The 17,147-nt window shown below is 42.3% G+C and carries 11 protein-coding genes; 5 read left to right on the top strand and 6 right to left on the bottom strand.

The genetic code is table 11. The features are described 5' to 3' along the window. Nucleotides 1-71: 71 nt before the first annotated feature. From ACR2F3_RS04300 to ACR2F3_RS04290, 3 genes are all read right to left on the bottom strand, one after another. Complete coding sequence (locus ACR2F3_RS04300) at nucleotides 72-2,252, bottom strand: glycoside hydrolase family 3 N-terminal domain-containing protein (protein WP_432708746.1); 2,181 nt, start codon at nucleotides 2,250-2,252, stop codon at nucleotides 72-74. A gap of 68 nt (nucleotides 2,253-2,320) precedes the next feature. Further along, complete coding sequence (locus ACR2F3_RS04295; protein ID WP_432708745.1) at nucleotides 2,321-3,913, bottom strand: SusD/RagB family nutrient-binding outer membrane lipoprotein; 1,593 nt, start codon at nucleotides 3,911-3,913, stop codon at nucleotides 2,321-2,323. 19 nt (nucleotides 3,914-3,932) lie between these two features. Then, nucleotides 3,933-7,202, bottom strand: coding sequence for a SusC/RagA family TonB-linked outer membrane protein (locus ACR2F3_RS04290; protein ID WP_432708744.1), 3,270 nt, complete (start codon nucleotides 7,200-7,202; stop codon nucleotides 3,933-3,935). A gap of 177 nt (nucleotides 7,203-7,379) precedes the next feature. Here ACR2F3_RS04290 and ACR2F3_RS04285 point away from each other — a divergent pair, with 177 nt between their 5' ends. The 5 genes from ACR2F3_RS04285 to ACR2F3_RS04265 all read left to right on the top strand — a co-directional run bounded on the left by ACR2F3_RS04285 (nucleotide 7,380) and on the right by ACR2F3_RS04265 (nucleotide 14,560). After that, nucleotides 7,380-8,585: an ROK family protein gene (locus ACR2F3_RS04285; protein WP_432708743.1), complete on the top strand. Its 1,206-nt coding sequence runs from the start codon at nucleotides 7,380-7,382 to the stop codon at nucleotides 8,583-8,585. Between the two features lie 23 nt (nucleotides 8,586-8,608). Next, nucleotides 8,609-10,060 (top strand): alpha-L-fucosidase, encoded by a 1,452-nt coding sequence (locus ACR2F3_RS04280; RefSeq protein ID WP_432708742.1) that lies wholly within the window; start codon nucleotides 8,609-8,611, stop codon nucleotides 10,058-10,060. A gap of 70 nt (nucleotides 10,061-10,130) precedes the next feature. Next, nucleotides 10,131-11,171: a carbohydrate-binding family 9-like protein gene (locus ACR2F3_RS04275; RefSeq protein WP_432708741.1), complete on the top strand. Its 1,041-nt coding sequence runs from the start codon at nucleotides 10,131-10,133 to the stop codon at nucleotides 11,169-11,171. A gap of 5 nt (nucleotides 11,172-11,176) precedes the next feature. Further along, nucleotides 11,177-12,271 (top strand): family 10 glycosylhydrolase, encoded by a 1,095-nt coding sequence (locus tag ACR2F3_RS04270; RefSeq protein ID WP_432708740.1) that lies wholly within the window; start codon nucleotides 11,177-11,179, stop codon nucleotides 12,269-12,271. A 39-nt stretch (nucleotides 12,272-12,310) separates the two neighbouring features. Next, on the top strand, nucleotides 12,311-14,560 hold the full coding sequence (locus tag ACR2F3_RS04265) for a GH92 family glycosyl hydrolase (protein ID WP_432708739.1): 2,250 nt from the start codon (nucleotides 12,311-12,313) through the stop codon (nucleotides 14,558-14,560). 85 nt (nucleotides 14,561-14,645) lie between these two features. On the opposite strand, the gene ACR2F3_RS04260 is transcribed toward ACR2F3_RS04265, so the two are convergent. The 3 genes from ACR2F3_RS04260 to ACR2F3_RS04250 are packed head-to-tail and all read right to left on the bottom strand — an operon-like array spanning nucleotide 14,646 to nucleotide 17,037. Further along, nucleotides 14,646-15,530 (bottom strand): class I SAM-dependent methyltransferase, encoded by an 885-nt coding sequence (locus ACR2F3_RS04260; protein ID WP_432708738.1) that lies wholly within the window; start codon nucleotides 15,528-15,530, stop codon nucleotides 14,646-14,648. 23 nt (nucleotides 15,531-15,553) lie between these two features. Continuing rightward, complete coding sequence (locus tag ACR2F3_RS04255) at nucleotides 15,554-16,306, bottom strand: ABC transporter ATP-binding protein (protein ID WP_432708737.1); 753 nt, start codon at nucleotides 16,304-16,306, stop codon at nucleotides 15,554-15,556. Then, a complete protein-coding gene (locus ACR2F3_RS04250; protein WP_432708736.1) occupies nucleotides 16,303-17,037 on the bottom strand; it encodes an MlaE family ABC transporter permease in 735 nt (244 codons plus the stop codon). The genes ACR2F3_RS04255 and ACR2F3_RS04250 overlap by 4 nt, the downstream gene beginning before the upstream one ends. Nucleotides 17,038-17,147: the final 110 nt, after the last annotated feature.

Raw genomic sequence — 17,147 nt, 5'->3', positions numbered from 1 at the left:
ACGAATATCGGTCAGAGAATGTGTAAAATTCATACTAACAGTAATTTGCGGCTATCACTTGCTTACATTTATTACTTCAAAATAAATGATTTTTCCAATAAGGAATTAGCAGCATCCTTGCCTATAATCAGTTGGTAAGTGCCAGGGTAAAGCTTTTGTTTATTACTTTTTTGATCCCATTTCTGCAGCTCCATCAACGGTATTTGCATCGTAATTTCCTTTTCCTCTCCTTTTTTCAGGCTTAGTCGTTTAAAGGCTTTAAGTTCCTTAAGCGGCATTCTTTCCAGGTTTGGATACTGCACGTAAGCCTGTACCACTTCATCGGCATCGACCTTACCGGTATTTTTAACGGTTACCGAAAAAGTAATCGTTTCGCCGGCTTTGAAGGTATTTGCCGGTTCATTTTTCCATTGGTAACCAAAAGTAGTATAACTAAGTCCGAAACCAAAATGATATTGTACCGGACCATTGTAATAGCGGTAAGTGCGGCCTTTCATGTCGTAGCTATTATAATCGGGAAGGTCGTTTACCGAGCGGTAAAAGGTAAGCGGCAGTCTTCCTGAAGGTGACACATCACCAAAAAGTATGTCGGCTAAAGCGTTTCCACCCTGTTCACCTGGGTACCAGGCCAGAATCACTGCATCAGCATAGGGTGCAATAGTCTCCACATCGACGTTGCTTCCTGCAGTAATCACTGCGATAATGGGTTTGGTGGGGTTACCTTTTCGTAGGGCTTTCATAAAAGCAATGTTTCCTGCTGGAAGGTTCAGGTCGGGTTTATCACCCTTGGTTGGTGATAGAAATGCATCGCCAGCCTCACCCTCCAATACCGGCGACAATCCGATAACGGCAACAGTAAGGTCGCTGTTTCCTGCTGCCCAAATACCACCAAAATGAGTGGTGTCGGTGTAGCTGGAACCTAAATCGTATTCTACACGGGTATCCATGCCCACTGCAGCTGTAATGCCTTCTACGAAATTCACCATTTTACTGCTTACACCATGGTAACTTCCTGCCAGCACATCGAGCGAAGCGGCATTAGTTCCCAACACGGTAATGCTGGAATACTTACTTTTTTGCAGTGGCAAAATCTGGTCTTTATTTTTTAAAAGCACCATGCTTTGCTGTGCCACTTTTCTGGCCAGGGCTGTGTGTGCAGCATTGCTAATGCTATCGGCATTATAACTGGCATATGGACTGCTGGATGTTTTATCGAAAAATCCGAGTTTAAACTGCGTACGCAGTAATGGGGCGAGGGCTTTATCCACATCTTTAGCTTGCAGGAGTTTCATTTCAACGGCATTCACCACGTCTCTTTGCAAGATGGTTGAGCAGTCGAGATTGATACCTGCTTTAATGGCAGCAGCAGCTACTTCCACAGAAGTAGGGAGCACTTTGTGGTGGGTGTAAACGTCGTCGAGGGCGCCGCAGTCGGTTACCACATGGCCTTTAAATCCCCATTCCTTATACAGAATATTTGTTAAATAACACCGGCTTGTCGAAGCTGGTTCTCCGTTGATGCGATTATAGGCAGTCATCACTGATTCAACACCATTATCCACCAGTGCTTTAAACGCATATAAATAGGTGTCACGTAAATCTTTTTCATCTACGATGGCATTAAATTCATCACGTGTCGCTTCGGGTCCACTATGCGCCACGAAGTGTTTTGCAGTAGCAGATACTTTTAGGTGGTTAGGGTTGTCGCCCTGCATGCCTTTCACATAAGCAATCCCCATACGCGAGGTTAAGAAGGGGTCTTCGCCATATGTCTCTTGCCCACGGCCCCAACGTGGGTCTCTAAAAATGTTCACGTTTGGCGACCAGAACGTAAGTCCCATATACATGAGCCGCTGGTTCTTGGCAATGGCCAGGTTATATTTCGCACGGGCTTCAGTAGAGATCACGGTGGCTACCTGTTTTAACATATCGTCGTTGAAAGTAGCTGCCATACCAATGGCTTGTGGAAATACAGTAGCCTGACCTGCGCGGGCTACACCGTGTAAGCCCTCATTCCACCAATTATAAGCTGGGATGCCTAAACGTGGCACCGCCTGGCTGCGGTAACCAAGCAGCGAGGCTTTTTCTTCGAGCGTGAGCAGGGAAATCAGGTGTTGAACCCGTTTTTCCAGCGGTTGGTTTTCCTGTTTATAAAGGGGGAGTTGTTGTGCAAAACTGAATTGGGTACCGGATAAAAGTGCAATCAGTAGGCCTTTTTTGTAAAAATTCAGGTAAGGTTTTAAGGTCGTCATGTGGTTCAATATAATAAAAAAAGTGGTGTCCGGGTTACGAACACCACTACATCATTGTGGGTTAAGAATTAATTTACGTCCCAGAAAATTTTATTCACTCGGGTATCTTTTGCCTGAACTGCGGCATAGTTAGCCGAATTATAGGATTTTTCACCTGATGGATAGATTAAACGGTTTGGTGGTACATCAAAACCTGATGTTTTACCTGTAGTTACAAACAGCAGGGCAGGAGTGTTGGTTCGCCTGTATTCAGACCAGGCTTCCGTAGCTTGAAGTATACCAAAATGCAGCCATTTCTGTGTGTAAATATTGGCCAATTTATTGGTTGCTGTGGCATAAGCCACGCTTGGAGACTCAACAAACTCCTGGATCACTGATGCTGCAGGTAAGGTTTCTGTTTTTATCCCTGAAGTATTCAAATTGTTCAGGTAATAATAAAAGGACACCGATTGTTTTAAAGCAAGATCGTATGCTGTTTTAGCTGCTGCTGTACTGCCCCAACGTTCCTGAGCTTCTGCTTTTAGAAAGTTTACTTCTGATGCCGTAATCAGAATACCTGGTAGGGAGGCATTCAACAAAAAGGTTGCAGAATCTACCAGTGCATAGTCTGCAAAACTTGATTCCTGCTGTGCAGTGGTAAAGTTGTAAGGCATAGCCCGGAAAGTTGGGTTTTGAACTAATCTACCATTAACAGTTTTGCTGCCTTTGTCGTAAATAACCGGAATCCTTGGATCGTTTGCCGGCAACATTACTTTGTTTAACATGTAGTCGGTAGCATACCAGCTGCCTTCTTTGAAAGCGTCTACCAGGGTAGAGACGCTGTTGGTTAGTGGACTTAATAAAATATCCGTGGCCCTTGGGTTATAAGCGGCTACATCTCCACCGTCTACTAGAGGGAAATTAGCAGGATCGTTTAACATGGCTAAAGCTTCCGTTCTTGCAGTTGACTCATCAACATTTGAAATTCTCATCAACAAACGCAGGCGTAAGGAATTAGCATAACGTGCCCATTTATCTACACTTCCGCTCAACAGGATATCGTATTTTGCAAACTCAGCTGTCGACTGTGCATTTTTAAAATAGGTAGCAGCTGTTTTTAAATCGGCAATAAATGAAGTGTATAATGCCTGTTGGTCGTCATACTTAGGCAGGGTAATGGTACTGTTGGTAGGCAAACTTCCGGCTTCGGTGTAAGGGATGTCGCCCCAAAGGTCTACCATCTTAGCTGCTTGTTCAATCAGAACCACTTTGCCAGCATGCATAAATATTTCCTTTGTCGCTTTTTCTCCGTCAGGGGCTTCATTGTAAGCGACTTCCATAGAGCGGTATTGTGCCATGCTTCCACTACCGTTACCACCAGGTGAATAGAAATCATCCCAATATTGCTGGGTGTAGCCATCATTCTGCTGATATACGGTATTTCCATTGGAAAAATAAGAAGTCTGTGCATAAACACCTGGTCCTATACTTAAAAAAGTACGTACGTTCCAATATTTGGCCGCAACGCGATCATTATTAAGCATGGCTGTAAAAAAACCTGGTATGCTTGCGGTGGTGGATTTTTCCGGGTTTGTATATTTTTCTTCGAGTTCTTTTTTGCAGCTGCTGAATGAGCCAGCCACCAAAACAAAAAGACCCATTCCGATAATGTATTTTTTCATGTCTTTTGATTTTTGATACTTAAAAATTAGCGTTTAAAGAGAAACCGAAACTTCTGGAAGCTGCTGTAGAACCTACGTCAACCCCTTGCGACCACCATTTGTTACCCAATGGTGCCTCAGGATCCAGATTTTTCATTGTTCTGTACAGGTAAAATAAGTTTCTACCTACTAATGAAACTCTAAGATTGTTAATACCTATTTTGCCTGCAAACGAATTAGGTATTCTATAACTAATCACCGCTTCACGCAATTTAACAAAGTCGTTTTTGAAAATTGAGCCTTGTTCAGACCAAGTATCTTCACCCCAGTTAAAGGTGTTGATGTAGTATTCACCGGCAGAGATAATTTTGTCATTTGGCAGACCTGTATTTTGGTTTACACCAGTTAACAATACACCATCGTTATAAGTGACACCTCCATCGGTATAGGTTAATCCACCATTCTCAGCATCACGGTATTGCAAAGAGTTTGTTAACATACCCGCACCAGTCATGAATTTTGTTGGCGGAGACACCATTTTACCTCCTAAACTATAGTCAACGGTGAAGTCAAGTGATAGCGCTTTATAGCTTAAGGTATTTGACATACCACCAACCATTTTAGGCATGATGTTGCCGGCAAGTACATAGTTGGCTTTATCTATTACATATAAACCATCATCGCTGATCACGAGGTTTCCATTAGCATCACGTAAACGTGGGTTCACATAAATGTTTCCCAGGCGTTCGCCAACTTTGGCTACAATTTTTACTGAATTTTGATCAGCATAAAAGAATGGCAATTCTGCTACACCTGGCATTAAGCTATGCACTTTAGAACGGTTGGCTGAGAAATTAAGCCTGGTGTCCCAGCGGAAAGCGTCACCAAGGATTGGGGTGGCATTTAATGCAATCTCTAGACCGTGGCTACCTATTTCACCCACATTTACCAGTTGGCTGGTTGCACCTACAGTAGAGGTAGTTTGCAATGGTAAAATCTGGTCTTTAACGCGGTTGTTGTAATAACTGATGTCGAAACCTATGCGGCTATTGAACATGCGGGTTTCTAAACCAAACTCTGCCTCATGTTTCATCTCTGAAGTCAGGGTGTTGTTTCCATAAAAACGACCGCCTGTTAAAGCAGGGACTGAACCATTAATGGTTTGTAGCGATGATTGAGTGTAAAAAATGTTTGACTCGTACATTGGCGGTGCATTTCCTACGATACCGTAAGATGCACGTACTTTACCAAACGAAAATACTTCTGGTAATTTAAAGGCTTCGCTAAAAACAAAACTGGAGTTTACAGAAGGGTAGAAATAACTGTTGTTGGCTACAGGTAAAGTTGATGCATACTCTTGTCTGGCAGTACCTTCAATAAAAAAGTAATCTTTGAAGCTGAAGTTTAAAATACCCAGGTAAGCATATTTTAACAATTCCTTTCTGTTTTCACTGGAAGTAACAACACCATATGAATTAGACAAACTGAACCAGTTTTCTGAAACCAAGCCTTGTGCAGTGCTCGACTGCCCGTCGCGGTACTTTTCTGTTCTTCCCTGAAAACCAGCACTTGCAGAAAAAGCAAAGTCTTCACCTAGCTTGTTGTCATAAGTAACCAATGCGTCTCCATATAGAATGGCATACTGTCCTTGTGTTGTTGCATAATTACCCGTACTGTTACTGGTCGGGTTATTCGCTAAAGGCATTTCGTTGTATTGTTTGTTTTCACTTCTTACAGCGGTAAAGTCATTACCAACTCTTGCCCTGAATCTTAGGTGATTCGCAGCAGTCCAGTTAACCGTTGCACTGGAAAGCAGGCGGTTTTCAGTTTCATCATAACTGTTTCTCAACTGTTGCCAGAAAAAATCAAGCAGGTTCGTGGCGCGAATATTATAAAGGAATGGTTCCGGGCGATCTGTTTGATCGAAGGTTGCATATTTATAACCACCACTGGTCTGAAACTTTTGTTTCATCAGGTTCATGTCTTCGGCACGGCTGAAGAAACCAGCAAAAGATCCCAATACCTGGCCCAATTGGTAAGGGCGGTTATGGACTTTCGTATTTACATAACTTACCACCACATCGGTAGTTAAATTTTGATGTAGCTTAACGGATGAATTCAGGTTAAATGAATTCTTTTGCATATTGTTTCCAGGTTGTGTTCCGCGATAATCAAGGCGCGTCGCAGAGAACCTGTAGTTAACTGCGTCTGTTTGGTTGGAAATGGCAACGTTGGCAGTTGAGTTATAGCCGGTTTCATAAATATCAGCATAGTTATTAGGCTGTGGAGAATAAGATCTGATGGAACCGTCCCACCATTTTACTTGCTGACCTTCCATTTTGGGACCGAAGTTTCCGTAAGCCCTGAAATATGGCCTGAAGCCAGTTGGTGATGTAGGTTCAGCAATCCAGCCTTCAGCATTGGCACCGTTGGCAAGATTGGTAGCATGGTCGTAACCAGGACCATAAATATTTTGGAAGTCCGGTAAAAACGCAGCTTTCTCTATGCTTCCCGTGTAGTTAAAGTCTATGCCTAGGCCTCTTGCTTTTGAACCTTTTTTGGTGGTAATCACCACTACACCACTGTTGGCGTCTGATCCGTATAAAGCTGTTGCACTGGCTCCTTTTAATACAGTTAAGCTTTCGATATCGCTTGGGTTAATGTCAAGAACACCATTACCACGTATCCTTTGATCGCCCCAGTAATCGTTGTTATTTGCTCCGGCAGCGCCATATTGCGCATCATTCCTAACCATTACCCCATCCACGACGTAAAGTGGTTGCTGGTTGTAACCCAGAGAGTTGATGCCCCTGATTTGTACGTTTACCGCACTGGTTGCCCCACCTGGTGCAGTTGTGATTTTAACACCTGCTGCTTTACCATATAATGCAGAAGCAAAATTGGTATTGCCGGCTTCGGTAAGTTGTTTTGAGGTGATGGTGCTCACTGCATATCCCAAAGATTTTTGTTCTCTTCTGATACCCAGTGAAGTTACAACTACCTCTTCCAGACTTTTTGCATCTTCAACCATGGTTATGTTCAGCGTACGCTGGTTTCCAACAGGCACTTCCTGGCTGTTATAACCAATCATGCTGAATACCAAAATGTCTGTCGGTTTAGCACTAAGACTAAAGCGCCCTTCAGAGTTGGTTTGTGTGCCTGCAGAGGCGCCTTTAACGCGCACACTGGCGTTAGGTAGCGGACCCGTAGCATCCCGCACGGTTCCCGTAATGTTGTCCTGTGCAAATGCCAATGTATTTAAGAGGCATAAAAACAGAATGACCATACTTTTTAGATAAAGTTTTTTCATGGTGTTAAGTTTAGTTGGTTTATTATTGATAAATAGTTGGTTAAGGAGTGTTTGGTTAAAATGTTTGATCTAAGTACTGCAATTTTATTTAAACTACCTATATCTTTTTAAAAAAATTAAAAAGATTTTGATAGGCGGGAAAAATGCGGTATATATGTAATACACAAATCTTAAATCATGCTATCAAGGAAGCTTGCTCCACTCGTACGTTATAGTGAAACCCTTAAAAGGCTATATTATAATAAAGTCTTAACCAGTACAGAAATTTCAGAACAAACTGGTAAGAGTATTCCTTATACCATTAAAGTGTTAAATGAGTTAATTAAGGATGGTTATGTAGAAGAGAAAGGATTCGCCGACTCAAGTGGCGGACGCAAGCCCATCAACTATTCGTTAATTGCAAATACACACTATATCATGTCAGTGGCGATGGATCAATTTTCGGCACAGGTAGTCGTGGTTGACATGAATAACAACTTTGTTACTGATATTGGCCAATATGATTTCGATATTTCAACGTTAAAAGCGGAGACATTTTTAAGCTATTTAAAAGCTTACCTAAACGAGATGACTATTAATAAAAGTGATCTCATTGGCATCGTGGTTACCATGCCCGGTTTTGTAGATACGGAAAATGGTATTAACCACACTTTTTTGTCGTTACCCGACCAGACGCTGGTAGATTACCTGGAGGAACACCTATCGTTACCAGTATTTCTGGACAACAATTCTACTGCCATAGCGCTTGGTGAACAAAAGTTTGGCGTTGCCACTCATGAGAAGAATGTAATGGTATTAAACCTGGGCTGGGGTATTGGCCTTGGCATGATCGTAGACGACACCATCTTTAGGGGAAATAATGGCTTTGCCGGCGAATTCAGCCATATTCCGCTTTTCCAAAATGGCAAACTGTGCACATGCGGCAAACGAGGCTGCCTGGAAACAGAAGCTTCCTTAATTGCCATTACTGCAAATGCCAAAAAAGGCATTGCCGATGGGCAAGTAAGCAGTCTATCAAATTATCATGAAATAAAAGCTGATGATATACTTAGGGAGGCAGATAAAGGTGATTTGTTTGCAGTAAAGCTGATTTCTGAAGCTGCGTACCATGTTGGTCAGGGTTTGGCTATCTTAATTCACTTGATGAACCCAGGCGCCGTAGTCCTCAGTGGCAAAGGAAGTACCGTTGGCAACCTTTGGATGGCCCCTATTCAACAAGCCATGAATGAGCATTGCATCCCAAGATTAACCAAATTAACCGAATTTTTCGTGTCAGATCTTAACTCAAAGGCACAGCTGATTGGCGGTGCTGCTTTAATGGTAGAAAACTTCGGTAAAAAACTAGACAAGAAAATGAACAGCATCATGGACCTGAGCCTATAGAACCTAAACTTAAACCTAACCAGATGAAATTAAAACCAACTATTTACCTTATCACCATTTTTGCTTATTCGCTTGGTTTAACAAGACTGCATGCACAGCAACATCACATGTCTGCTTCCTACCAGGCGCCCACCGATCCCGCAGTAAAACAGAAAATAGCGGAATGGCAGGATTTAAAATTCGGACTGTTTATGCATTGGGGTCCATATAGCCAATGGGGTGTGGTAGAAAGTTGGAGCATTTGTCCGGAAGATGAAGGGTGGACAGAACGTAGGGGCCCCCATTCAGAAACTTATGAAGGTTATAAAAAAGCCTACGAGAACCTGCAGACAACCTTTAATCCTGTAAAATTTAATCCCGAGAAATGGGTGGCTGCTGCAAAAAACGCAGGCATGAAGTACATGGTTTTTACAACCAAACACCACGACGGTTTTTCCATGTTTGATACCAAGCAAACGGATTATAAAATCACTGATGGAAAGACGCCTTTTTCATCAAACCCAAGGGCCAACATTACAAAGGAAATTTTCAATGCTTTTCAAAAAGAAGATTTTATGGTTGGTGCTTATTTTTCGAAAGCCGATTGGCACAATACCGATTATTGGTGGCCGTACTTCCCGCCAAAAGACCGCAACGTTAATTACGATCCTGCTAAGTACCCTGAACGCTGGAATAAATTCAAAGATTTCACCTTTAACCAGATTGAAGAACTGATGACCGGTTACGGTAAGGTTGATATTTTATGGTTAGATGGCGGTTGGGTCCGCCCGAGAAATACCATAGATACTGCTATCGACTGGCAGCGCGGTATTAAATTCGAACAGGATATTGACATGGGCAAAATTGCAGCAATGGGGAGAAAACATCAACCCGGACTGATCATGGTAGACCGCACGGTGACCGGCCCTTTTGAAAATTACACCACCCCAGAACAGGAAGTTCCAGACCAACCATTAAGTAATCCATGGGAAACCTGCATGACGATGGGAAACTCCTGGAGTTATGTTCCTGACGACAAATATAAATCTTCTGCAGAAATCATATCGTTACTTATCAAGGTGGTATCGCGTGGGGGTAACCTACTGATGAATATTGGTCCGGGACCAGACGGTGACTGGGATCCTGCGGTTTATGAAAGGTTAAATGGGGTTGGTGATTGGATGAAAATTAACGGGGAGGGGATCTACAACTCCGTATCTGTTGCACCTTACTCCAAAGGCAATGTCTATCTGACTAAAAATAAGGATAAACCCGTGATTTATGCCTTTCTATCTGGCGAAGATGAAACACTCCAATGGCCGTCATCTGTAGACATCCCATTAGGTAATATTAAGTTAGTTAAACAGGTGCGTTTACTGGGAAGTTCGCAAAAGCTAAACTGGAAAAAGGAGGGTGATGGTATCCGCGTTATGATACCACAAGGCCTTAGTAAAAGCGTCTTGACATCAGCAGCTTGTTTTAAAGTTACCTATTAGATTTATTTTACCAGACGGTTGCCACACTATGACCTTTTACAAGCAATTTTTTTCTATAGCTTTATTCTTTATGCCTGCAATAGGATTTTCTACGCCCTTACTTTTGGCGCAAGAAGGACCGCTATTTCCTACGCCTTTGCATTATGTTATCCAGCATACCTCAGAGAACATTAAAATAGATGGAAATCTAACTGAAGAAGCATGGCAGAAAGCCTTATGGACAGCTACCTTTGTTGATATTGAAGGGGCCAGAAAGCCATTGCCTGATTATAAAACACAGGTAAAAATGTTGTGGAGCAATACGCACTTATATATTGCTGCCCGTTTGGAAGAGCCGCATATCTGGGCAAAACAGTTAAACCACGATGATATTATATTTAAAGATAACGACTTTGAGGTTTTCATCGATCCACATGGAAAGGGGCATAACTATTTTGAATTGGAGATAAATGCTTTAAATAAAGTCTTCGATCTTTTTATGGCTAAACCTTATCGTGCAGGTGGCGACGCATTGATTAGCTGGAATATTAAAGGTTTACAATCTGCCATTAGCATCGATGGCACCCTTAACCAGGCCGATGATATAGACCGAAGCTGGACGATCGAGATGGCCATCCCCTTGAAGGCCTTGTACATTGGTCATCCTTTTCGGCCGCCTGTTGAGGGCAGCCTCTGGCGAATCAACTTTTCGAGGGTGCAATGGAATACTGACATCCAAAAGGGACAATATGTTAAACGTAAAGACAAACAAGGGAAAGACTTGCCAGAGCACAACTGGGTATGGTCGCCCCAGGGGTTGATTAATATGCATTGCCCGGAACGCTGGGGATACCTGCTGTTCACCAAAAAGGAAAATACAACATTCAAACTTCCCTACCAGGAATTGCAGAAGCAATACTTATGGCTTGTTTATGAGCGACAGCAACAATACCGAAAAAAAACAGGCAGGTATGCGCCCACCCTTAAAGCATTGGACATAACTGCGCAGCAGAACATTGAAGGGAAGTTAAATCAATTACTATTGGAAGCCAATTCAAACCAGTTTACCACCAGTATTTCTATGGCTGGTGGAAAGGTGATCAGGCTCAATCAGGAAGGATTAATTCATTAAATACCATGGATAAATATCATCGCAGGAAGTTTTTAAAAGGAAGTATGCTGGCGGGTTTGTCGGCAGCCGTACTTCCGTTAGCCACGAAGGCCGAAATATTAACTGTTGCACCACAACAGAAATATAAACATTGGGTGTGGACTAACCCCAATCTTAAAGATACACCGGAAGAGCTGGCGCTGCGGTACCGAAAGTATTATGAGGCAGGTATCCGCGGTATATTTTTTGAACACGATAGTGAGTTGCATTTCCGTGCGGCAAAAGCACAAAAGCTGGAGGCGCATCATTGGATCTGGACGATGAACCGAGGGGAAAAATCCCTGTTGGCCGAACATCCGGAATGGTATGCAAAAAATAGAAAGGGTGAATCCTGTGCTGATCAACCGCCATACGTTAACTACTACCGCTGGCTATGTCCATCCAGAGAAGAAGTGCGTCAATATTTAGAAACTGTTTATGAAACAGCCTTAAAGAAGGACTATGTTGATGGCATTCACCTGGATTATGTGAGGTTTAGTGATGTGATTTTGCCTGTTAACCTTTGGCAAGATTATAAACTGGTACAAACCAGCGAGGCCCCTGAATTCGACTTCTGTTATTGCGAAGTCTGCCAGGAGAAATATAAAAAGACAAGCGGTACCACTTTATCGGAAATCGAATACCCGGAGGCAAGTCCGTCCTGGCGTTTCTTTAGGTACCAGCAGGTAAATGAGGTGGTACAGCGGTTAACCAACCTCGCTGCAAAGTATAATAAGCCAATTACAGCGGCAGTTTTTCCAACACCTGATATTGCCCACCGGAATGTTAAGCAGGACTGGGTAAACTGGAAAGTGGATGGTGTGTGCCCCATGATCTACCACGGCTTTTACAAGGAAAATGTGGGATGGATCGGTACTGCTGTGGCAGAAGGGGTAAGGGCACTGCATGGGAAATTCCCTTTATATGCCGGCTTGTATTTACCTGATTTCAAAAATAACGAAGAGCTTGGACAGGGGATTACCAATGCATTGGTTAATGGTGCTGCCGGGGTATCCTTGTTTGGAGATGTAACAGATGCAAATCTAGCGGCGCTGAAAAGTGCTTCCTCCAGAAAAACATAATGGCATTTAAAAAGATAAATAAAATACTAAGAAGATAAGATGAGTTATAACATAGTTAAGAAGTCCTTAATATTGCTTTTCAGTGGAATGTTAGTCACCACAGCGTTGGTTAACGCCCAGGAGAAACTGACGAAATATGTTGACCCTTTGATTGGAACTGGCTTTCACGGGCATGTATTTGTAGGCGCAAATGTGCCTTTTGGTGCCGTTCAATTAGGCCCCACCAATCTTTCCGAAGGTTGGGACTGGTCGTCTGGTTACCATATTTCCGACTCCACCATCGTTGGGTTTCAGCATACACATTTGAGTGGAACAGGTATAGGTGATTTAGGTGATATTTCGTTTATGCCCACCACCGGACCGCTTAAAGTAACGAAGGGGAATGTTAAAGATATGCAAAGTGGTTATGTTTCCTTGTTTAGTCACCAGGAAGAAACCGTCCGTCCGGGCTTTTACGCTGTAAACTTAAAACGTTACCAGATTAATGTTAAACTTACGGCTTCTGAGCGTGTAGGGATGCATGAATATACCTTTCCAAAAAGCGATCAGGCGCATATCATTATAGATTTGAAAGAAGGGATCGGTTGGGACAGGCCTGCAGAAACCTCGATTAAAAAGCTGAACGATAGTACCGTAGTGGGTTATCGCTACTCCAGTGGCTGGGCTAAAGACCAGCGCATCTATTTTACCGCAGTCTTCTCTCGTCCGATTAAGGATTTTGTAGTTTACGACAGTCTTACCTTAAAGCCAGGAATAGAATTAACAGGCAAAAAAGTAAAAGGCGTCATTAATTTTCAAACCACTGCTGGAGAAAAAGTGATGGTAAAAGTGGGAATCTCACCAATTAGTGTGGAAAACGCCATGATGAACATCAAAGCAGAAATTCCAGGCTGGAACTTTAACCGGGTGGCAGCTGCCGCAGACGAGGCCTGGAATAAGGAGCTGCAAAAGGTGGCTATCAAAACTAACGACAATAAGAAAAAGACAATATTTTACACGGCCTTATACCATACGTTAATTGCACCTTCAATCTATAATGACCATAACGGCGATTACTTGGGCACAGATAAAAAAGTGTACAAAAATCCAGGTTTCACCAACCTGACTACGCTTTCTTTATGGGATACTTACCGGGCATTAAACCCTTTGTTTACCCTTATTCAGCCAGAAAAAGTGGTTGATATTATCAATTCCATGCTGGCCATTTATCAACAGCAAGGCAAACTACCAGTTTGGCACCTCATGGGTAATGAAACCAATACCATGCCTGGGTACAGTGGGGTGCCCGTGGTAGCTGATGCTTATTTAAAAGGCTTTAAGGGCTTTGATGCCAACCTGGCTTTTGAAGCTTTAAAAACAACCGCCATGCAGGATGAAAGAGGTTTGAAACATGTAAAGGAACTTGGCTTCATTCCTGCCGACAGTCGTGTCGAATCTGTAGCCATGGGATTGGAATACAGCCTTGCTGATTGGGGTATCGCGGAGATGGCCAAACGCCTTAATAAAAAGGAAGATGCCGCTTACTTTACCAAACGTGCCGGTTATTACAAAAATTACTTTGATAATAGCACAAAGTTTATGCGCGGAAGGGTAGGGGAGAAAGAGTGGCGTACACCGTTCAGTCCTTTTGTAGCACGACATGAAAAAGACGATTACTCTGAAGGTAACAGCTGGCAATATTCCTGGCTGGTGCCACATGATGTGAAAGGGTTAATTGCTTTACAAGGGGGAGAGAAGCCATTTCTCAAAAAACTAGACTCCTTATTTATTGCAGAGGGAGATATGGGAGATGAGGCTTCTAATGACATTTCTGGTTTGATTGGTCAGTATGCCCATGGAAATGAGCCGAGCCACCACATCACTTACCTGTATGCTTTTGCGGGTCAGCCATGGAAAACGGCAGAAAAGGTACGTTTCATTATGGATAACTTCTACACCGACAAGCCGGATGGTATTATTGGCAATGAGGACGTTGGACAGATGTCGGCCTGGTATATTTTATCATCCATGGGTATTTACCAGGTAAATCCGGCAAACGGGGTTTATGTTTTTGGTAGCCCGCTGTTTGACGAAGTTACGCTAAAGCTGGCTGCGGGGAAGTCCTTACGCATTGTTGCCAACAACAACAGCGATAAAAACATCTATATCCAGGGTATTACCTTTAACGGTAAAAAGCACAGCCGTGCTTATATTACTTACCAGGAACTTACTCAAGGGGGCGAACTGGTCTTTGATATGGGTGATAAACCGAGTAAAACCTGGGGTACGGCAAAAGCCGACAGGCCTTAAAAACAGACAACCTTACCCAGGTGTTTTAAAACAAAAAGAGCTGCTTGTTTAACACAGGCAGCTCTTTTTGTTTATATTAATGATGTTATTTGAATTTATTGAATTTACCAAATACGCCTAATGGCAATTTAATGCCTGATGTAGCCTGAAGGTAAAGTTCGCCTGTTTCCAGGTTCTCTACCTGTGGAAAGGATGTTTTAATCAGGTTTTCTACAATAACGGAAGAAAAGCCCAACGAGTAGGTATTTAGAATCAGGAAATGCTCCTCTTCATCTAACAATTGTACCACGTCCTGCATCATTTCCTGAATATGGTCTTCTAGTTTCCATTTTTCGCCATTCGGTCCATGACCGAAAGCCGGTGGATCTAAAATAATCCCGTTATATTTTTTACCTCTTTTGAGTTCTCTTTTTACAAACTTCAATGCATCTTCAACTACCCAGCGTACATCTTTTAATTGTGAAAGTTCCTGGTTCTCATTAGCCCAGTTTACAACCTGTTTAATGGAATCTACGTGTGTAGTATCGGCACCTGCAGCTTTCGCAATCAATGAAGCAGCCCCGGTGTAGGCAAAAAGGTTAAGCACTTTTGGTACCGGAGCTTTAAATTTCTTAACGCAAGAGGAGATGTAATCCCAGTTTACCGCCTGTTCAGGAAATACACCTACATGTTTAAAAGAGGTTAGACCTAAACGAAGTTTTATAGAAACATCATCATTTGTATATTCCACATTCCATCGCTCGGGGAAATGGTTGTTGTTCTTTACCCATTCACCGGTAGTTGCCGTACGGCCTTTAAACTTAATATGGGTTTGTTTTTTCCAGATTTGTTCTGAGAGCGTCTTTTTCCAAACCGCCTGTGGTTCAGGTCTGCATAAAATCAGGTTACCGAAACGTTCTAGCTTTTCAAAATCACCACAATCAATCAACTCGTAATCTTTCCAATGTGTGGGTGTTAACAGGCTTATCATAAAATGTATTTGTCAATATGTGTTTAAAATTTTTCCTTAGCAGCTTTCATAAACCTGCTAGCAAAAACGAAGTCATTTAATTCTTGAATATCTGTATGCGCAATTTCATCTTTTGAACCTTCCCAGAATTTCTTTCCTTCGTGAAGAAACATGATGTAGTCGCCTATACCCATTACAGAGTTCATATCATGGGTAACCACAACGGTAGTGGTGTTGTATTCTTCAGTTAATTCCTTGATGAGCTCATCAATTACAATCGATGTTTTAGGGTCCAGACCAGAGTTAGGTTCATCCACAAACAGGTATTTAGGGTTCATGGCAATGGCACGGGCAATACCCACACGTTTTTTCATCCCTCCCGATAGCTCTGCAGGAGATAGTTTATTCTTTCCTTCCAGGTTTACCCGCTCCAGGCAAAAGTTTACGCGGTCAAGTTTTTCATGGGCACTTTGTTCCGTAAACATATTTAAAGGGAACATGATGTTTTCCTCTACTGTCATGGAATCAAATAAAGCAGATCCCTGGAAAAGCATACCAATTTCCTTACGGATTTCAATACGTTCTTCAAAGTTCATCTTCGTGATATCTCTGCCATCGTATTCTACTGAACCTTTTTCAGGATGGTGTAAACCAATCATACATTTCAGCAGGGTCGTTTTACCAGATCCGGAACCCCCAATAATCAGGTTGGTGATACCAGATTCGAACCTGCCGGATATGCCTTGTAATACGTGGTTGTCGCCGAAAGATTTATTGATGTCTTTAACTTCGATCATAGCAATAATTGAGTTACAATATAATCACAGGCTAAAATAGAAATACAGCTTACCACAACTGCCCGCGTACTGGCCTGTGCAACTTCCAGAGCACCTCCTTTTACATAGAATCCTTCATAAGCCGGAACTGAAGTAATAATAAAACCAAAAACAAAGGCTTTGGTTAAAGATACTACAATGGTATAAGGATTAAAATCTGTGGTAATACCTAAGATATAATCTGCCGCACTAACCGCTCCTGATAAAGTACCTCCAAGGAAACCACCAGAAATGCTTAAAAACATAGAAATAATTACCAATAATGGTACCATGGTAATGCCTGCTATAATTTTTGGTAAGATCAGGTACCCCGGTGAATTGATACCCATGATTTCAAGGGCATCGATTTGCTCGGTTACGCGCATGGTTCCGATTTCAGATGAAATTGCGGAACCGATCTTTCCTGCCAGAACAATGGCTGTAATCGTGGGACTTAATTCCAAAATGGTGGAGTCCCTGTTTACTGAACCAATAGTTGTTCGCGGAATGAAATCGCTAACTAATTGGAAAGCAATCTGTAAAGTCATTACGGCACCAATGAAAGTAGAAATGATGGCTACCAGCCCTAAAGAACCTACGCCGATGAAGTCCATCTGCTTGAAAATAGCTTTTATATAGATACTCATTTTTTCCGGCCTCCTAAATACGGCTTTCAGGAGTAGGATATACTTACCAAAGTTGGTGAAATTCATTTATCGATTATTAGCTAGGTATAAATACAATATTAATACAAAGAAACAATAAATATTGTTGTGGCTTTCTTTTTTAATTTGATTTTTTAAGGTATTGATAGATTTCACTA

This window comes from Pedobacter sp., assembly GCF_045627485.1.
GTDB lineage: Bacteria > Bacteroidota > Bacteroidia > Sphingobacteriales > Sphingobacteriaceae > Pedobacter.
Note: the sequence above shows the minus strand (reverse complement) of the source record. Positions and strands in the feature narration are given on the sequence as shown.